Annotated in this window: 26 protein-coding genes; 14 read left to right on the top strand and 12 right to left on the bottom strand. The window is 43.4% G+C overall.

Annotation, left to right across the window (positions count from 1 at the left end; all coding sequences use genetic code 11):
* Positions 1–67 precede the first annotated feature (67 nt).
* Positions 68–604 (top strand): TlpA family protein disulfide reductase, encoded by a 537-nt coding sequence (locus AC1XUF_RS10645; protein WP_483341766.1) that lies wholly within the window; start codon positions 68–70, stop codon positions 602–604.
* Positions 605–666: 62 nt separating this feature from the next.
* Here the strand turns inward: AC1XUF_RS10645 and azu are convergent, their stop codons facing one another.
* Both azu and AC1XUF_RS10635 read right to left on the bottom strand, forming a co-directional pair.
* Positions 667–1,164: an azurin gene (gene azu / locus AC1XUF_RS10640; protein WP_483341765.1), complete on the bottom strand. Its 498-nt coding sequence runs from the start codon at positions 1,162–1,164 to the stop codon at positions 667–669.
* 103 nt (positions 1,165–1,267) lie between these two features.
* Complete coding sequence (locus AC1XUF_RS10635) at positions 1,268–1,870, bottom strand: DUF6962 family protein (protein ID WP_483341764.1); 603 nt, start codon at positions 1,868–1,870, stop codon at positions 1,268–1,270.
* A gap of 103 nt (positions 1,871–1,973) precedes the next feature.
* Between AC1XUF_RS10635 and sucD the strand changes: the two genes are divergently transcribed.
* From sucD to porN, 8 genes are all read left to right on the top strand, one after another.
* Entirely contained in the window at positions 1,974–2,852 is an 879-nt protein-coding gene (gene sucD, locus AC1XUF_RS10630; RefSeq protein WP_483341763.1) for a succinate--CoA ligase subunit alpha, read from the top strand.
* Positions 2,853–2,909: 57 nt separating this feature from the next.
* The gene (locus tag AC1XUF_RS10625; protein ID WP_483341762.1) at positions 2,910–4,091 is read left to right on the top strand and encodes a DUF4271 domain-containing protein; all 1,182 of its coding nucleotides are present in this window, start codon (positions 2,910–2,912) and stop codon (positions 4,089–4,091) included.
* A gap of 43 nt (positions 4,092–4,134) precedes the next feature.
* Positions 4,135–4,917, top strand: coding sequence for a uroporphyrinogen-III synthase (locus AC1XUF_RS10620; RefSeq protein ID WP_483341761.1), 783 nt, complete (start codon positions 4,135–4,137; stop codon positions 4,915–4,917).
* A 131-nt stretch (positions 4,918–5,048) separates the two neighbouring features.
* The gene (locus tag AC1XUF_RS10615) at positions 5,049–6,026 is read left to right on the top strand and encodes a PorP/SprF family type IX secretion system membrane protein (protein ID WP_483341760.1); all 978 of its coding nucleotides are present in this window, start codon (positions 5,049–5,051) and stop codon (positions 6,024–6,026) included.
* Between the two features lie 353 nt (positions 6,027–6,379).
* Positions 6,380–7,453 carry a T9SS ring complex lipoprotein PorK/GldK gene (gene porK / locus AC1XUF_RS10610; RefSeq protein WP_483341758.1) on the top strand — a complete coding sequence of 358 codons (1,074 nt, stop codon included), beginning with the start codon at positions 6,380–6,382 and terminating at the stop codon, positions 7,451–7,453.
* Positions 7,454–7,571: 118 nt separating this feature from the next.
* A complete protein-coding gene (porL, locus tag AC1XUF_RS10605) occupies positions 7,572–8,387 on the top strand; it encodes a type IX secretion system motor protein PorL/GldL (RefSeq protein ID WP_483341757.1) in 816 nt (271 codons plus the stop codon).
* A gap of 50 nt (positions 8,388–8,437) precedes the next feature.
* On the top strand, positions 8,438–10,030 hold the full coding sequence (porM, locus tag AC1XUF_RS10600) for a type IX secretion system motor protein PorM/GldM (protein ID WP_483341756.1): 1,593 nt from the start codon (positions 8,438–8,440) through the stop codon (positions 10,028–10,030).
* A gap of 38 nt (positions 10,031–10,068) precedes the next feature.
* Positions 10,069–11,127 (top strand): type IX secretion system ring subunit PorN/GldN, encoded by a 1,059-nt coding sequence (gene porN / locus AC1XUF_RS10595; RefSeq protein ID WP_483341755.1) that lies wholly within the window; start codon positions 10,069–10,071, stop codon positions 11,125–11,127.
* Between the two features lie 75 nt (positions 11,128–11,202).
* Here the strand turns inward: porN and AC1XUF_RS10590 are convergent, their stop codons facing one another.
* A complete protein-coding gene (locus AC1XUF_RS10590) occupies positions 11,203–11,814 on the bottom strand; it encodes a collagen-like triple helix repeat-containing protein (protein WP_483341754.1) in 612 nt (203 codons plus the stop codon).
* Between the two features lie 197 nt (positions 11,815–12,011).
* On the opposite strand from AC1XUF_RS10590, the gene miaA reads away from it, so the two are divergent.
* Positions 12,012–12,929 (top strand): tRNA (adenosine(37)-N6)-dimethylallyltransferase MiaA, encoded by a 918-nt coding sequence (gene miaA, locus AC1XUF_RS10585; protein WP_483341753.1) that lies wholly within the window; start codon positions 12,012–12,014, stop codon positions 12,927–12,929.
* A gap of 26 nt (positions 12,930–12,955) precedes the next feature.
* On the opposite strand, the gene AC1XUF_RS10580 is transcribed toward miaA, so the two are convergent.
* From AC1XUF_RS10580 to AC1XUF_RS10565, 4 genes are all read right to left on the bottom strand, one after another.
* Entirely contained in the window at positions 12,956–13,255 is a 300-nt protein-coding gene (locus AC1XUF_RS10580) for a rhodanese-like domain-containing protein (RefSeq protein WP_483341752.1), read from the bottom strand.
* 22 nt (positions 13,256–13,277) lie between these two features.
* Positions 13,278–15,149, bottom strand: a complete 1,872-nt coding sequence (locus tag AC1XUF_RS10575; RefSeq protein ID WP_483341751.1) for a T9SS type A sorting domain-containing protein — start codon at positions 15,147–15,149, stop codon at positions 13,278–13,280.
* Positions 15,124–15,921: a PASTA domain-containing protein gene (locus AC1XUF_RS10570; RefSeq protein WP_483341750.1), complete on the bottom strand. Its 798-nt coding sequence runs from the start codon at positions 15,919–15,921 to the stop codon at positions 15,124–15,126. The genes AC1XUF_RS10575 and AC1XUF_RS10570 overlap by 26 nt, the downstream gene beginning before the upstream one ends.
* Before the next feature lie 67 nt (positions 15,922–15,988).
* Entirely contained in the window at positions 15,989–16,582 is a 594-nt protein-coding gene (locus AC1XUF_RS10565; RefSeq protein WP_483341749.1) for a riboflavin synthase, read from the bottom strand.
* Between the two features lie 183 nt (positions 16,583–16,765).
* On the opposite strand from AC1XUF_RS10565, the gene hisB reads away from it, so the two are divergent.
* The 4 genes from hisB (at position 16,766) to AC1XUF_RS10545 (ending at position 20,837) form a co-directional block, all read left to right on the top strand.
* Complete coding sequence (hisB, locus tag AC1XUF_RS10560) at positions 16,766–17,890, top strand: bifunctional histidinol-phosphatase/imidazoleglycerol-phosphate dehydratase HisB (protein WP_483341748.1); 1,125 nt, start codon at positions 16,766–16,768, stop codon at positions 17,888–17,890.
* Between the two features lie 282 nt (positions 17,891–18,172).
* On the top strand, positions 18,173–18,454 hold the full coding sequence (locus AC1XUF_RS10555) for a hypothetical protein (protein ID WP_483341747.1): 282 nt from the start codon (positions 18,173–18,175) through the stop codon (positions 18,452–18,454).
* Positions 18,455–18,562: 108 nt separating this feature from the next.
* Positions 18,563–19,210 carry a carbonate dehydratase gene (gene can, locus AC1XUF_RS10550; protein WP_483341746.1) on the top strand — a complete coding sequence of 216 codons (648 nt, stop codon included), beginning with the start codon at positions 18,563–18,565 and terminating at the stop codon, positions 19,208–19,210.
* Between the two features lie 49 nt (positions 19,211–19,259).
* Complete coding sequence (locus AC1XUF_RS10545; protein ID WP_483341745.1) at positions 19,260–20,837, top strand: SulP family inorganic anion transporter; 1,578 nt, start codon at positions 19,260–19,262, stop codon at positions 20,835–20,837.
* Between the two features lie 81 nt (positions 20,838–20,918).
* Here the strand turns inward: AC1XUF_RS10545 and AC1XUF_RS10540 are convergent, their stop codons facing one another.
* The 5 genes from AC1XUF_RS10540 to AC1XUF_RS10520 all read right to left on the bottom strand — a co-directional run bounded on the left by AC1XUF_RS10540 (position 20,919) and on the right by AC1XUF_RS10520 (position 24,513).
* On the bottom strand, positions 20,919–21,377 hold the full coding sequence (locus AC1XUF_RS10540; protein ID WP_483341744.1) for a hypothetical protein: 459 nt from the start codon (positions 21,375–21,377) through the stop codon (positions 20,919–20,921).
* 19 nt (positions 21,378–21,396) lie between these two features.
* Entirely contained in the window at positions 21,397–21,837 is a 441-nt protein-coding gene (locus AC1XUF_RS10535; RefSeq protein WP_483341743.1) for a hypothetical protein, read from the bottom strand.
* Positions 21,838–21,891: 54 nt separating this feature from the next.
* The gene (locus AC1XUF_RS10530; protein WP_483341742.1) at positions 21,892–22,434 is read right to left on the bottom strand and encodes an RNA polymerase sigma factor; all 543 of its coding nucleotides are present in this window, start codon (positions 22,432–22,434) and stop codon (positions 21,892–21,894) included.
* Positions 22,435–22,642: 208 nt separating this feature from the next.
* Positions 22,643–23,596, bottom strand: coding sequence for a transketolase family protein (locus AC1XUF_RS10525; RefSeq protein WP_483341741.1), 954 nt, complete (start codon positions 23,594–23,596; stop codon positions 22,643–22,645).
* Between the two features lie 59 nt (positions 23,597–23,655).
* Positions 23,656–24,513: a transketolase gene (locus AC1XUF_RS10520; RefSeq protein WP_483341740.1), complete on the bottom strand. Its 858-nt coding sequence runs from the start codon at positions 24,511–24,513 to the stop codon at positions 23,656–23,658.
* Positions 24,514–24,540 lie beyond the last annotated feature (27 nt).

The following is a 24,540-nucleotide window of genomic DNA, read 5'->3' as shown; positions in this document are numbered from 1 at the left end:
GAATATGGTTACCTTGCGGTATTACCCGATCATTTCCAATATATTTCTCACCTATCGCAGTTGCTTTATGAATTCTACTTCGAAGAAAATACTATTGATCGTCCTGGTCCTGGTTGGACTGGCGGCTATCTACCTTTCCTTCTTTAAAACTGGTGCAGAAGTCAAAATTGCTGAAGTGGAGCCGACTGAGGGCGTCTCCTCGTTATATCTGTCCTCACTACAAGACCTGGAAGGAAAATCGGTGGCAATGGATCAGGAAAAATTGATTTTTGTCAATGTGTGGGCGACCTGGTGCGGGCCTTGCAACATGGAAATGCCTGGTATTCAAGCGCTGTACGACAAATATAAAAACGAGAAAAAAATAGCCTTTTATATTATTTCGGATGAAAATGCTGAAACTGTGACCCCGTTTGTTGAAAGGAAGGGCTACACGCTGCCATTCTATCAGTACGCCGGGCCCTATCCTCCCGCGCTGGATGGAAACGCAATTCCAAGGACTTACATCATTTATAAAGGGAGAATACTTACCCAGGAAATCGGTGCATCCAAATGGGACCGCCCCGAGGTAATGGACCTGATTGACAAACAGTTGGCTGATATCTGATTTGTATAAACAAAAATAGGCGTCGGGGGTATACGACGCCTATTTTTGTTTATACCTGAATCTTATTCTACTATGAAGCTACCTTTCATCAGGGCATAGTGACCTGGGAAACTGCAGATAAATGTATACGTACCTTTTGCGGGGGCAGTAAATTCAATTGTATCGCTTTCCCCACCACCAACAAGTTTGGTATGTGCGATGATATTAGCTTCTTCTGATTTAGGAATATATTCCGTTTCTCTGGCCGCGGCTGCCTTAGATCCGAAAGCAGCAATGTCAACACCTGGTTTCAAAAGAACCCAGTTGTGTCCCATTGCGGTTTTCGCCAGCTTGCCTGAGTGCGTCAAAGTAAGCTTCACTTTCTGCCCTGCCTTTACTTTTATTTCTTTCAGGTCGAACTGCATTGCATCGCTGCCTTTGATCACGATGGTCTTCGCTTGTTTCACATCACTTGCAATTTTGTTTGCAGGAGATATTTTAGCTTCGACAGGGTTCATAGTAACAGCTCCGAAAGCCAAAATTGAGGCAAGAAGCATTACGCCATACTTGGTCCTTTTCATATTCTGAGTATTAGTAAACTTGTTTATTTAAAATTAACCGGTGCAATTTACGACACGACATTTTAAAAAAGCAATTCATTAACAATTGTTTGAAAACTAAATCTCAGAACAAGATTTTGTACTGATCGCGTACCGCCCTGCCTACGCAAACAATCGCAAGGGCCATCATATAATGATTGATGTCAACTGGGTCCATGGGGATAGGCAACTTACCCGATTTGGTAGACAAAGCGAGCAGCATCATGGAAAAAACAACCCAGAGCGCGCTTTTTTGCTTACTCGCCAGACCCACGCACGAAATCAGGAGCGTGACCAGAATACACAGAGACTTGATGATTAGCCCTACATATTCGACGCGGAACCAGGTGATGCAATAAAACAAAAGCAAGCCCAATGCCACTGTAGAGGATAGCAAGAAAGTGCCGCCGTTATACCGCATGATTAGGCACCATGAAGCCGATACCAGGCACATCGCCCCTAGGGTCATTTCACCGGCGACCATCATTTCATGCGCTTCTTCCAATCGTTCAATACCCGCGTAGAGAAGCAAGTCGGTTAGCGAAACCAGCGCGATACTAAACAGAAAAATCCCCCAAAGCCATCTGTTAACAGTGGCTTGCTGCTTAAAATATCTAGCAAAAATGAATAAACTGGTGAAACTTAAAACGAGGTTTGAAAATATATGTGGATTGCGAAGAATATCCATAAACACACGTCAAATTATCAAAAAAGCAATTTACAAAATCTGGCTACATTTTGCTACTTCGTGCTTTTCGTTCTACTTTTACCAAAAAAACTGATTTACCAACATGAGCGTTTTAGTCAATAAAAATTCTAAGATTATAGTTCAGGGATTTACCGGTTCGGAAGGGTCCTTTCATGCCCAGCAGATGATTGAATATGGCACAAACGTTGTTGGTGGTGTAACTCCTGGTAAAGGTGGACTTTCTCATTTGGAAAGACCTGTTTTTAATACAGTTGACCTTGCAGTGCGCGCTACCGGAGCCGATGTGTCGATCATTTTTGTTCCGCCCGCATTTGCCGCTGACGCAATCATGGAATCTGCCGATGCTGGTATCCGCGTTATCGTATGTATCACCGAAGGAATCCCTACCAAGGACATGATGCAGGCGAAAGAATATTTGAAGGGTAAAAATTGCCGTTTGATCGGCCCAAACTGTCCGGGAGTGATCACGGCCGAGGAGTGTAAGGTCGGTATCATGCCAGGCTTTATTTTCAAAAAAGGAACAGTGGGTCTGGTTTCTAAATCAGGCACGCTCACTTACGAAGCAGTAGATCAGTTGACCCGCGCCGGGTTGGGCCAGACCACTGCGATTGGTATCGGAGGAGATCCAATTATTGGTACCACAACCAAAGAAGCGGTAGAACTATTGATGAACGATCCCGAAACCGAAGCAATCGTAATGATTGGTGAAATTGGCGGAAGTATGGAAGCAGAGGCAGCTCATTATGTGAAATCGACTGGAAATAAAAAGCCGGTGGTAGGTTTTATCGCTGGCCAGACTGCTCCAAAGGGACGTCGTATGGGTCATGCGGGCGCGATTATTGGTGGTGCTGACGATACCGCGGAAGCAAAAATCAGGATTATGAAGGAGTCAGGAATATTTGTTGCAGAGTCTCCTGCGTTAATTGGCGAGACAATGCTTCTAGCCCTTGGAAGAAAATAACCCTATTTGAATAAAATAAATTTGAGGGCTGAGGAAACTCCGCCCTTTTTCATACAAATGAAGTCCATATCAGCAGCTTCCTTTTGGGCTTTTTTCATTGCATTAATGCTTTCAGGGGAAACTGCGCAGAGTGCAACCACGCCTACACCTCCAGGGAGGTTTTTTCCAATTTACAATTATCAGAACGATTGGCTAGTGTATAGCACCCAGTACAGAAACTATGTACCTTTCTCTCAGGGAATTAACGAAAGCTCCAGGTTTGTAAGTCTGTATCTTGATCCGATCAAGAATAGAAAATACGCCTTATTAATTCGCGTCGAAACTGAAAGTTATCTGTTTTTAGAGGGTGCTTTACAAAACAAGATAAATCCGAATCAATGGCAAGAACTGAGCGTTGATAGCCTCTACAAAATTTATAAGACTGATGAATTGTTACTCACTATCTATGGAAACCCCGGAATTGGGGATAAAACGGTTTTGCTTTGTAATAAAAAGGGGCAAAATCAGTCAACCCTGCTCAGTTCTACCCGACCCAATTTTATCAATATCAAACCAATTCTATTTTCACCCTTCGGTAACTTTGCCGCATTGACATTGATCATCATACTTATACTCAACGCGTGGGTTTTCAACCTCAATCCGCTTTCTTTTATACGTTTGATAAATCCAATTGAGTTTTTTAACAGCGACCCCAGAGATCAACTCTCGAAAATCAATAAGCCTTACAGCAATACGATTATTTTCTTTGTAATCATCTGTTCCATGCTGATGAGCTTTACAGCTGTTTTTCTTTCTACAAATAAGCTTAACCTATTTTCTCTCAGCACTATTTTATCGGAACAATCGTCTACATTGTTGGTTTTAGGTGATTTTTTAATCCTAACCGCTATCTTTTTTATACTTGTGTACGTTAAGTACATTTGTATGGTCCTTGCCGGAAACATGCTAAATCTAGAAAAACAGGTCGACACCATCTTTATCAAAATAGTACAATCATCCTATCTATTTTATGCGGCTATCTTCCTTCTTATTTTCACGCTCAGCTTCAACCAAGTCAACTGGATCGGTGCTGTAAGACCATACATCCTATTCCCCTTCCTTTTCTTCTACCTTGCCCGTTTCATAGGGCTATATGTCGTGACCAGGCCTTCCGGCTCTTTGATTAATCTCTATTTATTTTCTTACCTTTGCGTCATTGAAATAATCCCGCTTATTGTTAGTATGAAATTTGCATTGTAATTCAGAATAAAGATATCGGGAATAAACTAATTGAGGATTATACATGAGTGATACCATCAATTTTGATCAGGACAGACTTAAAAAGGTAACCAGTCTTCTAGTAAGTCAATCCAGACCAGCCGACGAGAATTCACCCTACTATGAATTGGCAAGGAAGTACAATATTAAAGTTGATTTTCGCCCTTTCATACAAGTCGACGGCATCTCTTACAAAGATTTCAGAAAGCAAAAAATCAACATCTTAGACCACACTGCGGTCATATTTACCAGCCGCAATGCCATCGATCATTTTTTCCGGATCTGTAACGAGGGCAGGATTGAGGTTCCTCCGACGATGAAATATTTCTGTATTTCAGAACAAACTGCGAATTATTTACAGAAATACATTGTGATTCGCAAGAGGAAAATCTTCACAGGCACAAAAACTGCTGCCGAACTGATCGAGCTGATGCGTAAGCACAAAAAGGAAAAATTTCTATACCCTTGTTCGGATGTCAGAAAAAACGACATACCTGAATTTGCGGACACAGAGGAATTTCATTTCACCGAAGCCACTATGTATCAGACCGTGTCAGCAAATCTCTCTGATCTTGAGGACGTTTATTACGATATTATTGCGTTTTTCAGTCCTTCCGGGATTAAGTCACTTTTTGACAACTTTCCCGACTTCAAGCAGAACTCTACAAGGCTTGCCGCTTTCGGCCCCACCACGGCGAAAGCTGTAGAAGATGCAGGGCTCATCCTTGATATCCAGGCACCGCTACCTAATGCACCTTCCATGACCGGCGCGCTGGATCTCTACATTCGTAAAGCGAACAATATTTAACTAAAGAAAGCATGAAAAAGCCCCGGAAATTTTCCAGGGCTTTTTCATGCTTTTGTCAATTTTTTTAAGCAATATGCGTTATGAATAAAATCCGCAAACTATCGGCAAGTTCCTTTAACTAACCCAGTGGCATGACTTCGACGTTTACTATTAGAAGTGTTAAATATATCCGGCTGTCCGCCATTTTGCTGTTAACCTCGTTTAGTGCAGTTGCTCAGAAAGACGCTCAATTCAGTTTATTTTCCCTAAATCAGCTTTACCTCAATCCAGCTTCCGCGGGCGCCGATGGGTTAACCAAATTTCAACTGACTCACAGGACCCAATATGCAGGCTACCAAGGCACTAACCTGGATGATACAGGAGGAGCCCTTTCAACCCAATTATTTTCATTCAGCATGCCAATCAAGAACTTCGGGATTGGTTTTTATGCGTTAAATGACAAAAGCGGCCCAAGAACGGATCAGGATTTTAAGATCTCCGCTGCCTATCACATACCTTTCGGGGGTGGAAACTTTCAGCTTGGAGCCAGTGCAGGCCTGTTTCGTCAGGCCATAGACTACGGTAAACTCCGCGCAAGGGATCCGGACGATCCATTGATTCAGACCGGGGTCATATCAGAGATCAATCCTGACTTCTCCGTCGGCGCTCGTTACGAGAATGAGACATTTTACGCAGGGATTTCCTTAAATCATTTTCTAAAACCTAAATATCAGCTCGGATCAGAAACCGGCACAAATCCATTACCAAGAACACTTTATTTTAATGCTGGGGTTAATATTGAGTTAGGGTATTTACTTGATATACAGCCCATTGTACTCGTCAAATCTGACATAAGCACGATTTCCGTGGAAGGAGGTGCTACCATAACATATGGTAAACGCTACTGGATAGGGGGCACTTACAGACAACAGGACACTTACTTTATTATAATGGGGGGAGTGTATCTCCTGAGTGATCAATCTCTTCGCCTTTCCGGAGCGTATGACTTAGTATTAGGAGGTAACCGTTCCAAAGCACCATCATCTTTTGAAGTAATGCTTTCGTATGCTCTTCCCTCTCCCAAATTTGGTAAAAAGACAATCATCCGAACCCCGCGTTTCAGATTCTAGAATACGAAAGGGCCACCAAACCATATTGATATTAAATATTGAAATTATTCAAAATGAGCTAACCTGGGTTGATAAGAAGTCTTTTTTGTAAACCAGAAGGTAACTGACCTGAACCAGTTTGCGAAACTTTAATTTATATTTGTAAAACAATCGGCGCTCATACCATTTCACTTTTTCTTACGTTAAGTCGATAAATATTTGATTTAGTAACTGATCCGATAGAAAATTTAGTGCGGATCGTTGCGAATCACCCCTGTTTCAGATTGATTTTTAGTTTTTTTTAAAGCATAATATATATCATTGGTCGTCGTTTTTAGGCTAACATTTTATTACTCAAATTTTACAAAACCACTATGAATGTGAAAGTGTTCTATCGGGATGGAGTCAAAAGTCTGCTTTTGATAGCCGCTCTTATGCTCATGCAGAGTTGCGGATTTATTAAGAGTAAGTTTGGCAAGGGAGGAAAAGAAGAAAGCGGTATTTCAAACGGAGAAATTACAGCAACCGCCCGGAAGGGATTTAAACAAACAACTCCTGCGGGTATGGTGGTTATACCTTCTGGTTCTTTTGTCATGGGCCAGGCGGACGAAGACATTGCCTCTTCTATGAACAACATGAACCGGCGTGTTACGATCAGTTCTTTCTTTATGGATGATACTGAGATTACAAACAATGAATACCGTCAGTTCGTAAATGCCCTTTTGGTTGATTCCGTTTCCGTTTTAGGCGAAGAAGAAATTATGTCAAAGTACTATCCAGATACAACTGTCTGGAAAAAAGATTTTGCCTATTCCAATGGAGATCCTTTCGTAGAATACTATTACCAACATCCTGGGTTTGATACATATCCCGTTGTAGGAGTCAGTTGGTTAGGAGCTGAATACTTTTCAAAATGGCGCACTAATTTACTACACGACTATCAAAATAAGGAAGGCCAGTTTAATTCAACAGGTTTCCGTCTTCCTACAGAAGCTGAATGGGAATGGGCGGCCAGAGGTGGTCGTGCAGTCGCTAAATATCCTTGGGGAAATCCATATACAATGAATGCGAAAGGTTGCTTTTTGGCCAACTTTAAACCGCAGAGAGGAAATTATGATGCCGACGGATATCCATATACCGGCCCAGCGAATGCTTACAACCCGAATGATTTCGGACTATACAACATGGCTGGAAACGTTGCCGAATGGACATCTGATGCTTACACGGACAATGCGACAGCGATCGTTTGGGATATGAACCCCCAATATAATAATCCAGATGAACCCCGCAAAGTGGTTAAGGGTGGATCCTGGAAGGACATTGCCTATTATCTTCAGACAGGCACCCGTACTTTTGAGTACGAAACCGAACGCCGCGCATTTATTGGCTTCCGTTGCGTAATGGATAACGTAAATGACCGTGGTGGAGCCCGCGCTCGTCGCCGCTAGACATTTTCTCAATGTAAAAAAGAAGCAGCGTTTTTACTCTGCTTCTTTTTTACGATCTCCTCAAATCAAATAACATCTATTAATCTTTAATTTTTCACTGTAACCGATTTCAATTCGTATGGCTAAGAATAGCGGACCTAATTATTTTTGGGATAAACTAGTACCAACAATATATAGCGCGGGTGCTGCCGTTGTAATTTTAGGAGCCTTGGCAAAAATTCAACACTGGGATTTTGGAGGACCTCTGCTGACGGCTGGTCTAGGCACTGAAGTGTTGATTTTCTTATTATATGCTCTTCAAACATTAACTCAAAGCTCTGACAAAGAACCAGATTGGACGCGTGTTTACCCGGAACTTGCAGATGATTACAACGGTCCCTCCATTACCCGTGGTTCAACGCAAAGCAGCAATATCACTGCAAAGCTTGACAACATGTTGGATAACGCAAAAATCTCACCTGAGATTTTTGATAGTCTTGGTAAAGGCTTTAGGAATCTGTCTGAAACAGTGGGTAAGATATCAGACTTAACAGACGCTACTGTCGCTACAAATGATTATGCGAAAAATGTTAAGAATGCTTCGACTGCAATAAACGACATGAACAAATCATACGGTGTTGCTATCAGCGCAATGAGTTCTATGGCCGATGCTACAAAAGATGCACAATCATACCGCGATCAGTTCCAGCAGATTACTAAAAACATGGGCGCTTTAAACGCTGTCTATGAATTGGAACTTCAGGATACGACCAAACATCTTAAGGCTATGAACGCTTTCTATGGCAACCTTACCGCTGCTATGGAAAACATGGCAGATGCTACAAAAGAGTCGCAGATATTCAAAAGTGAGATGTCCAAGTTGACAACTAACATTTCGTCTTTGAATGGTATCTATGGTAACATGCTTACTGCCATGCGTGGAGGAAACGCATAGAGACACCCCCTTAAATTATTTAATCACAGAAAACCGACTACGGAAACAATATGGCAGGTGGAAAAGAAACACCCCGTCAAAAGATGATTGGAATGATGTATCTGGTACTTACCGCGATGTTGGCATTGCAGGTAAGTTCAGCCATTATAGAAAAATTCATTCTTCTGAACAATTCTTTGGAACTATCCTCCGGAGCAGCAGATAAAATTAACCAGGAAACCGTCCTTAAAATTAAGGCCGCAGTTGAAAAATCTGGTAACCGCGCCGCGGATGTTGCCGTAATTAAGCAGGCAGACGAGGTTAGGAAATTTTCTGCAGATATTACCAATGAAATCAATGCACTAAAGCAAGAAGTCATCAACAAAGCTGGCGGAGGTTTAAATGAAGAAGGCGGCATCAAGAATCCCCAGGAGGAAGCAAAAGTTGCCGAGATGATGATTGGCGTTGGAAAAAATGGTGAAGCCTACAAGCTAAAACAAAAATTGAATGCCTATACATCTCAATTAAACGAACTTTCCCCAAACAAATTCCAGCTTTTGGCACTTGACGGTAGAGAGGACCCTGTTGTAAAAGGTAATAAAGAACAACGTAATAAGGATTTTGCCGAGTTAAATTTCGAATCGACGCCTGTTGCGGCCGCTCTTGCTGTACTTAGCCAGAAGCAAACAGATATTCGCCGAATGGAAGGTGAGGTATTAAATTATCTTGCTAGTAAAGTTGGAGCTGCGGATATTAAGTTTGACCGCGTGCTGGCAATGGTAAGCGCCGACGCAAAAACCGTTGTAGCCGGTACAAAATTCAAAGGCCAGATGTTTATTGCAGCGTCAGCGTCAGGTATTACTCCTAAAATGAGTCTGAACGGCGCTCCTATTAAAGTGGAAAACGGCGTAGGTATCATTGAATTTACCGCGCAAGGCGGGGGCTATAACGCAGAGGGGGTCGCTAAGAAAGAACTACAAGGCTATATAACTATCCCAACTCCATCGGGAAAAGACACAACATATAAATTGACTCAGGAATATTTTGTTGTGAAGCCGTCCTATCAGATCGAGACGGGAACGCTTCCTCCTTTGTATCTGGGTTGTGCGAATAAGCTGAGCATACAGAGCCCTGCGTTAGGACCGCTTTGGGCTCCTAGCTTTTCCACAGACGGGGGTGAAATTATTCCGAGTGGACAGAAAGGGAAATTCACTATCGTTCCTAACCGAGCTCAGTTGAATATTACAGTAAGCAACGCGGGTAACGTTTTGGGTTCAGAACCCTTCCGGGTTAATAAAGTTCCGAAACCTTCGCTTGAAGTCCGTGTTAACGGAGCTGTTTTCGACGAAAGAAGAGGTGCTCCCGCTAGTGGAACGCGTAGTATTCAGGTGATTGCTGTCCCGGATGAAAGCTTCAAGAATTTTTCTCCAGAGGATGCCAAGTTCCGCGTTGCAGAAGTTGAAATTTCTTTGGCAAGAGGAAACAGACGTATTAACGGTGTTACCCTGAATGGCGGAGGAGGATCGATCTCTTCATTGGCGCAACAGGCACAACCTGGTGATCGCTACGTCATTACGATTTTAAAAGTAGAGCGGCAGAATTTCAAGGGCGCTGTGAACGAAGTTGAGATGGGTAACCAATTCAGACAAGTGACGCTATACTAATAAATCAATTTTAGTCGTTGATTGGACAATACAACTTTATGTATGATATGAGAAGAATGAACGGAAAAACGATCGCATGGTCTTTGTTAACCTTGTCACTTGGAACAGGTGCTGCCTTTGCTCAGGAAAAAGAAGATTCTACGGCAAACCAATTCTCGTCCCGTCCAATCCCCGACGGTGACGTGATGATGAAAAGAACGCTTTGGAGACGGGTCGACTTAAAGGAGAAACAAAACATTTCGATGTTCTCCAAAAACAATGAAATCACGCGCTACTTACTCGAAGCAGCAAAAGCTGGTTTGATCGACGCTTATACCAATGACTCATGCGCTACCAAGATTACATCGGATGAGCTTCATAAGCGAATTCTTATTCCGAATCAGACAGCGGGCCTTTCGGCTGAGGAAATTGCTGCTGGTTTCGGAGAAACTGCAAAAACTGACGACGGATGGGGTGCAAAATCTAAAACTGACGCGTCAAAACAAACATCTGCAACAAGTGACGCGGTAACCAAAAAGGGTTCCAAAAAAGAGGAGATTGTTGAAGATGATGGATGGGGGCCTCCTAAAAAGAAGACCGCTAAAAAAGGCACAAAAAACGAGGTCGTAAAAGAGGAAGCACCAGTAGTTGAGCCTCCGAAAGTAGAATCTTCTTTTGATACCCAAGTTGCCGCATCAGACGAAGAATATTTCCCTGAGCAACTTAGCATTCTAGAAATTAAAGAAGACTGGACTTTTGATAAGAAAAGATCCCGCTTGTATAATGATATTCAAACTCTTTCAATAATTCTTCCTTCTGAGCAGACCGCTACGGGGCTAGAACTACCGGTAGCGTCATTCAGATATAAGGATGTGGAAAGGTTATTCAGAAGCGACCCGAAAAAATACATATGGTATAATACCCACAATACTGCCCAAAATAAAAACCTGGCTGACGCGTTCGACCTTCGCTTATTTTACGGAAGGATTACCAAGTTTTCCAATGCAAGCGACAAAGCATTTTTGGATATTTATAGTGGCGAGAAAGAAGCACTGATCAAATCTCTGAATTATGAGCAGGAGTTAATGGAACTTGAACACGGTCTCTGGGAATACTAGTTTCTTTCAATCCAGGCACATAAAAAAGAGGTTGTATCATCAAATACAACCTCTTTTTTATGTGCCTGGATTTACTCAATGTTTCGACAATTTCAATTTGAGCTTACCCCCTATCCTGACATCACTTTCAGTCAATCCAAGTGCAGCAATCGTTTTCTCGTAGCTTTTAAGAATCTCGGCGTCCAAGCGCCCTCCTAATACTGTGCCGGGTATAATTACGACACGAACGTCTTCAAAGTTTCTTGCAGGTGGATTATCCCCAGTCTCAGACCAGCCTCTTTGAAACAATTCCACAAAAAAAGTAGCGTCTTGTATTCCGTGCACAAAAGTGAATTCGCTGGCAGCATCTGCCGAGAAAACGACCAATCCTGGCAAAGGCCAATAAACACCTTGCGCCTTTATATAAACCAAAACTGCGGATGATTGCAAAATACTGTCTTCTTCTGCTGAAAGATTGGCTATACCGGTAATATAACCTCCCGTCGAATCCGTTTTGTCAGCCCCGGAAGATATAATATATGCTCCACCTCCACTTGTACCATCCTCGCCGTCCGCTCCTGCAGGCCCGGTAGCCCCCGTAGCCCCTGTATCACCCTTCGGTCCGACATCTCCCTGAGGTCCCTTACAGTTGCTTACCAATGCAATCATCAATCCCACCCAGGCAAAAAGTAATAATTTCTTGAACATAACTGTTAACGTTTAAATTGTGAATTAGAAAGAACTTGTAAGAGCTAATACGCATGCAAAATTCAAAATGACGAGCAAATCGACGTTTAACGCATAAATTATGCAAAAAAAATTATTAATCCTCCTGCCATCCAAAGATTAGGCAGTCTCTTGACAGTTGTCATAACTATTTTTGCAATCCAGAAATAACACAAAAGATGGGAATATCAAAAGGCAATAATAAGCACCTTATTGTAGTTGCCGGACCTACTGCAGTGGGTAAGACAGAACTAGCCATACAACTTGCCAAAAACCTAAACACCGAGATTATTTCCGCCGATTCCCGCCAATTTTTTAGAGAATTGCAGATAGGAACCGCGAAGCCCAGCGAGTTCGAATTAATGCAGGTTTTCCACCACTTTATCAATTCTCATTCAATCAACGAGAATTACAGTGCGGGAGATTTTGAACGAGACGTGTTACGCTTGCTTGACTCCCTGTTTCAAAAGTATGATCAGATTGTAATGGCGGGCGGTTCAGGGCTTTACATCAAGGCTGTACTTAACGGTTTGGACGATCTTCCTGCCCCATTACCCGGTCTCCGCGAGTTCCTGACGCAGCGGCTTTTTGATGAGGGGCTTTCCGCATTGCAAAAAGAGGTTAGCATTGTCGACTCTTCTTTTGCTACGACCAAGGAAATACTCAATCCCCAACGTGTTTTGCGTGCACTCGAAGTCTATCTAACTACCGGAATTCCCATTAGTCAATATCAGCGCAGAGAAACACAGGAGAGACCTTTTAATACCATCTGCATCGCTATAGAACGCGACAGAAAGGAACTATATGACCGTGTTGACGCCAGAATGGAACGAATGCTGGCCGATGGATTGGTGGAAGAAGCCAAAAATCTAATTGCGTACAGGTCACATCATGCTCTTCAGACCGTAGGGTACAAAGAAGTGTATGGTTTTCTAGATGGACTGTATAGTGAAGAGGAAATGGTGCGCCTTTTAAAGCAAAATACCAGGCGCTATGCGAAAAGGCAATTAACCTGGTTCCGGCATCAGGGAAATTTCGAATGGTTCAACCCCACAGAATACAGTAAAATCCTGTCCTATGTTCAGGACAGGATCTAAATGATGTATGCAAGCTACCAGGTAACTTAATCCTCTAATTCTCTGTAGGCAAGGATTCCGCCCAAAACATTTCTCACATTTGTAAAGCCCTGCGATTCCAAGAATTTTGCTGCCTTGCCGCTTCTCGCGCCTGAACGGCAATGAATGATTATTTCCTCATCTTTCAGCGGTTCAAGCTCTTCCAGATGATCAGGAAGGTCACCGAGAGGTATTAAGATAGCACCCAGATTATCTTCCTCATATTCGTGCTCCTCACGAACGTCATAAAAATGCAATTCCTCTCCTTTATCCAGGCGTTCTCTTAATTCTTCGACGGTAATATCCATGGTTTGTAAATTTTGATAAAAATTAATCCTGTTTGAAAAATAACATCTTTTGGGTAAAAGTTCGTTTCCCGTCCGAACCCCTCAATATATATATCCCGTCAGCCAAGTGGTTAACCGCTGCCGAGCGCTCTGCAACTTTCGGAATAACAGTCTGGACAATGTTCCCCTGATTTGTAAAGATATCTATCCTCTTCATTGACTGGTTTCTCCAATAGATTGTACCCCTGTTAGGATTAGGATAAAAATATTCTTCAATCTCAGGTCCTGGATCATTACCAGTTACAATACTTTGGGCCTTTTTACCGAGATATGGCCTTAACATAATGCTGCCATTCAGTGAAGTCTCTTTCGCCCATTCAGTGCCAAGATTATAAAAAATCGCATTTTTCCCCAGCACCGAGTTCCGATCAAAACCCACCGTTACAGGCTGTTCATTGATCTGCAGCCAACCCACGTAAAATGTATCTGGAACTGCTACCGGATTACTGAAGGGATAGTCGATAAACTCATTGCGGCTGGCAGGATAACGTACTGCCACAGATCGTTGAGCTATCATTTGGCTAGGCTTTCCATTTTTATTGTTGAAGATCTGAATTGTAAAGCTTTGCCCGGAGATATCCTTATTGAACGGCACCATTGCAATACGTACTCCACTAATGGTATCAGGCTTGGAAAGCACGTATTGGATGCCAACTCTGCCAAGCTTTTGATTCACTTGAACCCCATACTCTGCGCTGCCATCGTCATATGCGAAGTAATCACTCAACGCAACCCTGGAATAGATTGTGTCATTATTTTTCAAATTAACACCGGGAATCGTGTCTGTCGTCACAACGAAAAATTTAGCGAGCAAATGAACGCTATCTGATGCAGCGCCCAGCGACAGAGGTGCAAGCTTTGCCGACAAAGATTTCGATTTGAGCGATTCCACATAAATAGACCGTTGAACGGCTCGCAAAAACTCAGCTCCTCGCTGTTCATCCGTAATTGTCAGAGTGCTGGTAAGAATGTTAAAATTATTAAAATGGTTAACCACATCAGTTCTGGCCGAATCCGCCGTTGCTGCAATGGGGTTAACCATGTAGTGCCTGAGCGGCATCGCAGTATATTTCCTAAGGAATGGCGAGATAGGCTTCCTGATGGACACATCAAAAAGATAAGGTTGCTTGACAGATCTTTTCGCATTGAGGTAAACATAATCCAGATGCCAGGTATCATACGCTCCTGTGTTTCTGCCGTATGACCTGAACCTGAATTGAAACGCATCATGAAAAAAACCGGGATCGGTAATTGCAATGAACTGCTGGTGAAATAAGGTATCCACCTCATATCCTAACTGGTTCCAAATCGTTACCCAACCGGCGGTTTTGCTAAAAAATTCAAGCCGCAGGAAATCGCTTGAATCGGGCAGTTCGCCCAAGCCCTTAGCCATCCAGTAAAAACTTAAATAAACGGAGTCGGCTGCTGTTCTCCCGGCTAGGTTGACAGGCTGTGAAGTGAGCGTGTCGGTAAAATTCTGTGTGAGCGGGTTTACTAGACTATACGGTATCCCACTTGCGTTGAGCCCGTCGAAAGTTGCGACATTAACAGAAGGATGCGAAGTGGTAAGGGTATTGTTGATGTAAACTCCGCTGCCCGGCACCCAATAAGTACTACTGGGTGAAGAGGTTTTTGTGGTGGCAAAATCATCAAAAAAAGGCAAATTTACCGACGCGCCAGTTCTTAATAAACCTTGGTCATCCTGTGCACCAATGGACTTTATTTCCATCTCCAGCGGTACTATCCTGAGCTGCGCAAGAAGAGGCACACACTGAATCAAAGTCAGTATACAGGTGATCAGTAGAAATCTATTGCCGATGAAGAAAAAATTACTGTTCTGGTTGAATACTTTCATTCCCACTTGGTTCAACTGCTTGCGGCGTTACCCAAAGATCAATTACATCCCCGATCCTGACATTATTGCCCGCATCAGGGTTTTGCCTCACAACTGAGCCAGGTGCCTGACCCTCTTCCGCCGGTACCTCCATTTGCTGGCCTACTTTCAGGCCCGCCCCAATAATAGCAATTTTGGCTTCATCCAAAGGCATTCCAACTACCGAAGGGGCTTCAAACTGAGCCGTTCCCAGACCTTCACCAAGTTCGAGGTCTATTTTCGATCCCTTCGCTATTGCTTGCCCGGGCAGAATCTCTTTCCCATTGTACAACTGTCTTAGCACGGCATTCTGGGCCATATCGGGAACATAAGATATATTTCCCTCCTCCAATCCGACACTTTTGAGCAGCATTTGGGCGCTACGGTGTGTCATATCCGTCAGCTTTGGCATTTTAATCAAAGGGGCTGTGCGGGATACCACCGTAACGTATATTTTTCTGCCCTCCTTTACTTTGGAGCCCGGCAAGGGGTACTGTGAAATGATCGTTAATGGCGGCGCGTTCGTTACAAAAGTACAGTCAACTTCATATCGCAAGTCTCGCTCCCCCAGAAAATCTTCCAGGTCCTCTACATTTTTCTTTTTAAGATCGGGCACGGTAATCGCCTCCCCATGATTAGTGGTAAAAGGGAGATAAACAAAAAAGAACCCCAGAAAAAGTACTAAAAGCAGTGAGACGATTATTCCGATATGTATGAAGAGATCCTTCCGGGACTGTGTACTTATTTTGGCCATGAATGTACTGATACGCGAAATTTATAAACGGGTAAAAATAAACGTAATATTCCAAGAAGCCAATATACTATACGCGATATGAGCCAAGAATTCTTTTGATGTATTTACCTAAGATATCGAATTCCAGATTAACTGAATCTCCCGCTCTCAAGGAATGAAAATTGGTAAATGAGTAAGTATAAGGTATAATCGCTACTCTGAATGCATTGCTTTCGGAGTTAAAAACGGTAAGGCTTACCCCATTAATACATATGGAACCTTTTTCAACTGTGATATTGCCCGTTGACGGATCATATTCGAAGTCAAATAACCAACTGCCCTCACGTTCTGTTATCCCGGTGCAAATACCCGTCTGATCCACATGTCCCTGAACAATATGACCATCAAACCTGCCATTGGCCAGCATGCAGCGTTCAAGGTTCACTTTATTTTGTGGCCCCAATAAGCCAAGGTTTGTCTTCGATAAGGTTTCCTCGATAGCCGTCACTTTGTATGTATCCTCTTCAACGGCTACAACTGTCAGACAAACGCCGTTGTGATTAACGCTTTGATCAATTTTAAGCTCCCTGGCGAGAGACGAGCGAAGGGTAAAAGTTTTATTGGTTCCCTCAACTTCCATAGTGACAATCTCTCCAATTGATTCAACTATTCCTGTAAACATGCTTAATTACAATTTTGAAAAACAAAGTTACGATATGTTCACTACTCTTGAATGCAATAAAGCGGGTCTTTCGGGTATGTTTGGCACACTATTGCTTTCCAATTTGATATAGTTTGCGAACTTTGTACGGATAGGCGAAGACATCGCCGCACTCAGATTGCGCTAAATCTCTAATCATAATTAATGAAAAAAGTCCTGTTTATCGATCGTGACGGAACGATCATTGTTGAACCCAAGACCGACTTTCAGGTTGACTCTCTGGAAAAGCTGGAATTTCTGCCAAAAGCCATTTCCAATCTTCGCAGGATTGCCGAAGAAACAGACTATGAACTCGTTATGGTAACCAATCAGGACGGATTAGGAACAGATTCTTTTCCTGAAACAACTTTTTGGCCCGCTCAAAATAAGATGCTTGCGACCCTGGCAGGGGAAAACATTCATTTTGCGGAAATATACGTCGATCGAAGCTTCCCCGAGGACAATCTGCCAACCCGCAAGCCAGGGATTGGCATGCTGACCTCCTATTTCTCCACTGACTACGATTTGGCAAATAGCTATGTAATCGGAGATCGTTTAACAGATGTTCAATTGGCTATAAATCTGGGAGCGAAAGCCATTTTGATTGCCAATGCATTTCCCGAAACTGGAGTTTCTGAGCAGATGAATGCTACGACAGCGTTGATTTCCAGCGATTGGGATGCCATTTATGAACACTTGAAACTGCCTTCCAGAACCGCGTCGGTTGAAAGGAATACCAAAGAAACCCAGATCAAAATAGACCTAAATCTGGATGGAAGTGGAAGGTCTGCTATTCACACAGGCCTTGGCTTTTTCGATCATATGCTGGACCAGCTTGCGAGACATTCGGGAGCTGACCTTTCCATTCATGTTGCAGGAGATCTGCACATTGATGAACACCATACGATTGAAGATACAGCACTTGCACTTGGAGAAGCCTACCGTCAAGCAATAGGCGACAAAAGGGGAATCAGCAGATATGGCTTTTTACTTCCCATGGACGAAGCTTTGGCACAGGTCGCCATTGATTTTTCGGGACGTCCATGGATCGTCTGGGATGCCGAATTCAAAAGGGAAAAAATCGGCGAAATGCCTACTGAAATGTTTTTTCATTTTTTTAAGTCGTTCTCAGATACCTCGTTATCCAATCTGAACATCAAAGTTGAGGGCCAAAACGAGCATCATAAAATTGAATCAATTTTCAAAGCGTTTGCCAAAGCAATCAAAATGGCGGTTAAGAGAGATTTGAAGGCACTTGATTTTATGCCCTCTACAAAAGGAGTTCTTTAATTTTTTAAATTGAAAAGTCACGCATCGGCATTTTTTAGTTATTTTTGCCCTCATCAAGTCAGATACTAATTGAATATTTCTATGACAATGACCATTATAATGATCGCTTTTTACGTTGTCCTCTTAGGTTCGGCGTTTTTGGTTGGGCGCTGGTTGGAAAACAACGAGAAGAACTGGAAAGTGAATAAATAATTTGATAACTGGAACATTTTGTTTATGCAGGGTGTTCCAGAATCGTTTCACAAATCTCCGTACGCTTTGTTCAAAAAGCTTTGCCTTATATTGCTCACGACCTTTCTCATCTGTAAAGCTACAGGTATTGCCACCCTGTTGCTGATTAAAGAAAAGTCTTCGCAAGTATGTGAAACCGGCACATGTGACAATGAGAAAGACAGCGAAAAGGAGGTTGAGAAAGTCAATGACGATCAGCTCATGACCTCGGAAATTGTGGATTTCGGTAAGTTCTGTTTATCCATTCCTCTTAAAAACTCCTTTTCTTACACCATTCAGTTCCAAAGCGAGATCTACTACAATCTCCTTTCTCCCCCCCCCGAACTGGTCTGATTTCCTGCTGAAATTTATATCCAGAGGTATTGCCTTGTTTGATGAATTTTCTATTCACCAGCGACAGCTCGTTTACCTACATGTGTTATTCCAATCTATCCAGAAATCATGATCAATTCATTCAAAGAACTTTTTGAAAATAATAAAAAGTGGGTCAAAGAAATGACGACTCAGAATCCGGACTTCTTCAATAACCTGGCTAATGGGCAAAGCCCTAAATTTTTATGGATAGGGTGTTCCGACAGCCGTGTGCCTGCTAATGAAATAACCGGAACCCAGCCAGGCGACATTTTCGTGCACCGCAATATTGCCAATATGGTGATCCACACAGACATGAGTATGTTAAGTGTCCTCGATTACTCTGTCAATGTACTTGGCGTACAGCACATTATCGTTTGTGGACACTATGGCTGCGGCGGCGTACTGACTGCCATGGGGAATAAGCAAGTCGGACTAATAGACAACTGGCTGCGCCACATTAAAGATGTTTATCGCTTGCATCAGGAAGAACTCAATTCCATAAACGATCCGCACAAAAGAAGCGACCGCCTGGTCGAACTGAATGTACAGGAACAAGTTCGAGATCTTGCCAAAACGTCTATCGTCCAAAACGCATGGGCAAATCAAAAGCCCCTACTCGTTCACGGACTGGTATATGACATCAAAAACGGAATTCTAAGGGATTTGAAAGTCACCGTTGATGACCGCACGGACGTCGAGGAAGTTTACCGTCTCGATACCCCTCAGTTGGCTTAAAATTGCTATCTGGCAAATACCTCCTAAATCTTCCAACTGAATCAATCGTATGGCATTGAATAAAAATAATTGGTTGTCCAATATCAAATACGATTTTCCGGCCGGGCTGGTAGTGTATCTCGTTGCACTGCCGCTTTGCCTGGGAGTTGCATTGGCTTCCACTGGGCGTTCCGATCTGCTTTTTTCCGGTATCATCGCTGGTGTTATCGGAGGTATTGTAGTGGGCTCCCTTAGTGGCTCTGCCCTGGGCGTTGCGGGACCAGCGGCAGGTCTGGTTGTGATTGTGCTCAATGCGCTCGATACATTGGGCAGTTTCGAAGCATTTTTACTTGCAGTAGTCATCGCCGGGTTGCTGCAGGTAATTGCCGGATTTTTAAATGCAGGAATTATAGGCTACTACTTCCCTTCGTCCGTGATCAAAGGAATGCTTGCGGCTATTGGTATCACGCTCGTTCTCAAAGAAATTCCCCATGCATTTGGCTATGACGCCGATTTTATGGGTGACGAGGCGTTTGACCAGACCGATGGGCAAAACACTTTTACAGAGTTGTACAATTCGGTTAAATACAGCAGAACAGGCGCAATGGTTATTTCGGCGGCTTCCTTGGGTTTGCTGATCCTTTTTGATAAGCCGTTCATGAAAAAGATACAGCTCTTCCGGTTCTTCCCAGGTGCATTATTTGTAGTCCTGATCGGTGTAGCACTTAACTTTGCGTTCGCAGGCTTGGTGCCTGCCTGGACTTTATCCGGTGATCATTTAGTTCAGTTACCTGTAGCCTCTAATGCACGGGAGTTCTTCGGCTTTTTCAAAACGCCTGATTTTTCGGCTGTTACCAAAGTCGAAGTATATACGGTCGCTGTTACGCTTGCCATTGTGGCTAGTTTGGAAACATTACTCTCTGTCGAAGCAACCGACAAGCTTGACCCGTTTAAAAGGGATACACCCACCAACCGGGAATTGATCGCACAGGGAATCGGCAATATGGCGTCAGGATTGATTGGCGGATTACCCGTAACACAAGTGATTGTCCGCAGTTCGGCTAATATCGATTCTGGTGGCAGGACCAAAGTAGGCACCATTGTTCATGGTTCCATATTACTTTTATCGGCAGTATTTATTCCGAAATTCTTGAATTTCATCCCCCTGGCATCCCTGGCGGCAGTACTCTTGATGGTAGGTTACAAGTTGTCAAAGTTGTCTCTTTACCAAAGAATGTACAAGCTTGGTAAAGAGCAATTCATTCCCTTCATTGTAACTATCATTGCGATCTTAAGCACAGACCTGTTGAAAGGCATTGCTATAGGGATGGTGGTAGCGATTTATTTTATTCTTCGCAAAAACTACAAGCACTCCTATCATTACATCAAGGAAAAACATCGCGACGGGGATATTATTACGTTGATACTGTCTGAAGAAGTAACTTTTTTGAATAAAGGAAGTATAAGCGCCACGCTAGAAAATCTCCCGGCAGGATCAACAGTTGTAATCGATGGTAGCAAATCATTGGACATTGATTACGATGTATTGGAAATCATTCAGGACTTCAAAAATCATTCGGCGCCGTTGCGAAGTATCACCGTTGAAACCAAAGGCATCCCTAGCGTAGAAGTCGTGGGGGGCCATTAAAAAAATCCCACAGTCCCTATGCAGGATTGTGGGATAACTACTTGTAATAAGTCAGATAAGCAGGCTATTTATTTCTCCTAATCATCGTTGTTTGAGGCGCTGAATCAACATGTCGTTAAATGTGCGTTCAGCTTTGTATAATTCGATGACCTGACTTGCTGAAATTACTTTCAAAAATCTGTTCTGGTATTCTTTTTCAAGATCCAGGTCCTTTTGTCTCAGATCCTGCACTTCCTTGAGGTTATTCAGGACCTGTTCATCCGTCTGGCCTTCCGCCTTCTTATCGTTAATGATTTTCCGTTGTGAGCGGTGAATATCCCTCCGTTTCTGGGAATACTCGTTATAAATCGGCCAAAAACCTGCCGACTGCTCGGGTGTGAGGTTCAGCCTGTTGGTGATGATGGCCACTTTTGCGTCTTGTATCCGCTTGATTTCTTCTTCGGAACGGTGCTGTGCCTGCGTAGTAGTAATAGCACCGAACACAATGATCAGGATAGCAGAAATGTTACGATATCTTCTGAATTTAAGTTTTAAGTTCATTTGATTGATATTGTTGAGGTCAAATGGTCTCCGATGTGGAAACACTTTCCTGTATTTGCTGGCGAAGCACTTCATCATCCAGCCCATCCAGATAGTAAAGTACGGTTGAATCTGTAACAAACGCCTTTTGCACAACCTTATGTTCGCTCAGATCATAATAGCTGATGTTTTCCTCCTCCAGATAACTGACAATAGAGGCATTGCTGACGTTGCTCAAAGGCTCTTGGCCCAGCGAACCTTGGCGCTCGGGAACAGTAACCCATACCAGCACGAGTATAAGCGCCATTGCAGAAACCAACCCGGCCGCACGCTGCCATGTCAAGTTGATCATAGGCTTACGAACAGGCCCTGAAGGAATTCTCGACTGTATAAGCTGAGGTAACTTATCAAAATAATCCTCGGGTACAGAAAAGGGGACTTCCCTTTTGAGATCTTCCAGCCGTATCCGCTCTTTATCCATGATTATTTATATTTCTAAACTTGCCTGAATTTGACCAAACTAATCACAAATGGTTTAATCCGTTTCATTTAAAAAATCCTCAATTTTTTTGGTAGCCCAATGATATGAGGCTTTTAAGGCTCCAACAGACGTTCCGGTGATCTCCGAAATCTCTTCGTAAGGCAAATCTTCAAAGTATTTGAGGTTAAAAACTAGCCGTTGTTTTTCCGGTAATTTTAATAAAGCCTTCTGTAATTTGAGCTGGATGGCATCACCACTCACCTCCGGGTCTGCTTCCAGTTTTTCGCTCAGTTCATTTTCCACATCATAGATCGGGATAAAGAACTTGCGCCTTTTTTTATTGAGAAAATTGATCGCTTCATTGCTGGCAACACGATAAAGCCAGGTATAAAGCTTTGAATCACCCCGAAAGTTTTCAAGGGCAGTCCACGCTTTGATAAATACATCCTGAGTTATATCATTGGCATCGTCATGATCCACAACCATTTTGCGAACGAGCCAATATACTTTTTGCTGATACTTGCGCACCAATTGGTTGAAAGCGTTCCGACGCGTTTCGGGATTCTCAAAAAGAGATAATAATTCTTCGTCAGACATTTAATCCGTACTATACTGATCACCAACTCCAGCTAAACAGCCACACGTCACTGCCACGAATCCGGAATTAATGCAATTCAATAATAATTTATTTTTCACATCGCGACAAATAAAATTTGAGTCCTGCAGAAGTAAAACCTTTGTCTTACTTTCCGCAGGACTCCACAAACTGGCTCCCTCTTCTTGAAATACCTAAGTCTCAGAAACCCTATTTCCTTGCGATTGCACGTTTGGCAGCCTCTACAATATGTTTGGCGGTTAAACCATATTTTTCCAAAAGCTGTGCCGGCGTTCCGCTTTCGCCAAAGCTATCGTTCACCGCAACGTATTCTTGCGGAGCCAGCCTGTGCTTAACCAAAACCTGAGCAACACTGTCTCCCAAACCGCCAATACGGTTGTGCTCCTCAGCAGTAACTACACAGCCGGTTTTTTCAACTGATTTCAGAATAGCCTCTTCATCCAGCGGTTTGATGGTGTGGATGTTGATAATTTCGGCGTTGATACCTTCTGCTTCCAGTAACTCACCAGCCTGGATTGCTTCCCAGACCATATGACCTGTAGCGAAGATACTTACATCGGTTCCTTCGTTGACCATCCATGCTTTACCGATCTCGAATTTTTGATCAGGATCTGTAAAGACAGGAATTACCGGGCGACCGAAACGCAGGTAAACCGGGCCCTCGTAATCCGCAATTGCAATCGTTGCAGCCTTGGTTTGGTTAAAGTCACAAGGGTTAATCACTGTCATGCCTGGCAACATCTTCATCATGCCAAGATCTTCCAGAATCTGGTGGGTTGCACCATCTTCTCCCAATGTAAGACCTGCGTGTGATGCGCATATCTTTACATTTTTGTTGGAATATGCCACACTCTGACGGATCTGGTCATACACACGCCCGGTGGCGAAGTTGGCAAAAGTCGTGGCAAAAGGAATTTTACCACCGATCGTGAGTCCTGCCGATAAGCCGATCATATTAGCTTCAGAAATACCGCATTGAACAAAACGCTCAGGGTTTTCTTTGATGAACGGTTCGAGTTTCAGAGAGCCAACGAGGTCGGCACAGAGTGCAACAACATTGGGATTTTGTTGACCGAGAATATGCATTCCGGCACCAAAACCAGAACGGGTATCTTTCTTTTCAGTGAAAGTGTATTTTTTCATTTGAGTATAAAGTCAGTTTATGAAATCAGGATTGATTTGATAGCCCCTGATCCGTTCAATTAATAATCTCCCAAAGTTTCGTCCAATTGCGCCAGTGCCGCAGCCAGTTGTTCATCATTAGGCGCTACTCCATGCCATTTGTGGCTGCCCATCATGAAGTCCACGCCGAAGCCCATTCCGGTGTGAAGCAACACCAGGATAGGACGACCATGTCCCAGGCGGCTTTTAGCTTCGTACAGACCTTTCAATACAGAAGCCATATCGTTACCTTCCTCGATGGATATCACTTCCCAGCCAAACGCTTCATATTTTTTGCCCAGGTCCAGGTTATTCATCACTTTCACAGTCGGGCCATCGATCTGCTGGCCGTTTAGATCGATGAATGCGATCAGGTTATCTACCTGATGGTGGGGCGCAAACGTAACGGCTTCCCAAACCTGTCCTTCCTGTTGCTCTCCATCTCCCATCAACACATATACCAGGCCTTTGTCATTATTCAGTTTTTTTGCAAGCGCTGCTCCAAGTGCTACGGATAAACCTTGCCCAAGTGACCCGGAAGCGATCCGGATACCCTCAAGGTGCTCGTGCGTGGTCGGGTGGCCCTGCAGCCTCGAATCCAGCTTACGGAAAGTGGCTAGTTCAGGAACCGGAAAATACCCGCGACGGGCTAGCACACTATACCAGACCGGAGAAATATGACCATTGGACAAGAAGAAAAGATCCTCGTCTATTCCATTCATGTCGAACACAGGCTTACCATCCTGCTCTTTCAGTTTCAGGCGCTCGAAATACAGCGCTACCAATAATTCTGTACAACCCAGTGACCCGCCCGGATGTCCTGACTGGCAACCGTGTACCATCCGTACAATATCCCGACGAACCTGCGAGGCAACTTTTTCTAATTGTTCAATTTCCATTTCTGTTTTCTATTGAGTTGTTCTTAC

This window comes from Dyadobacter sp. HNCC25DJ185 (assembly GCF_056895195.1).
The sequence above is the reverse complement of the archived record's forward strand: the minus strand, read 5'-3'. Positions and strand labels throughout refer to the sequence as shown.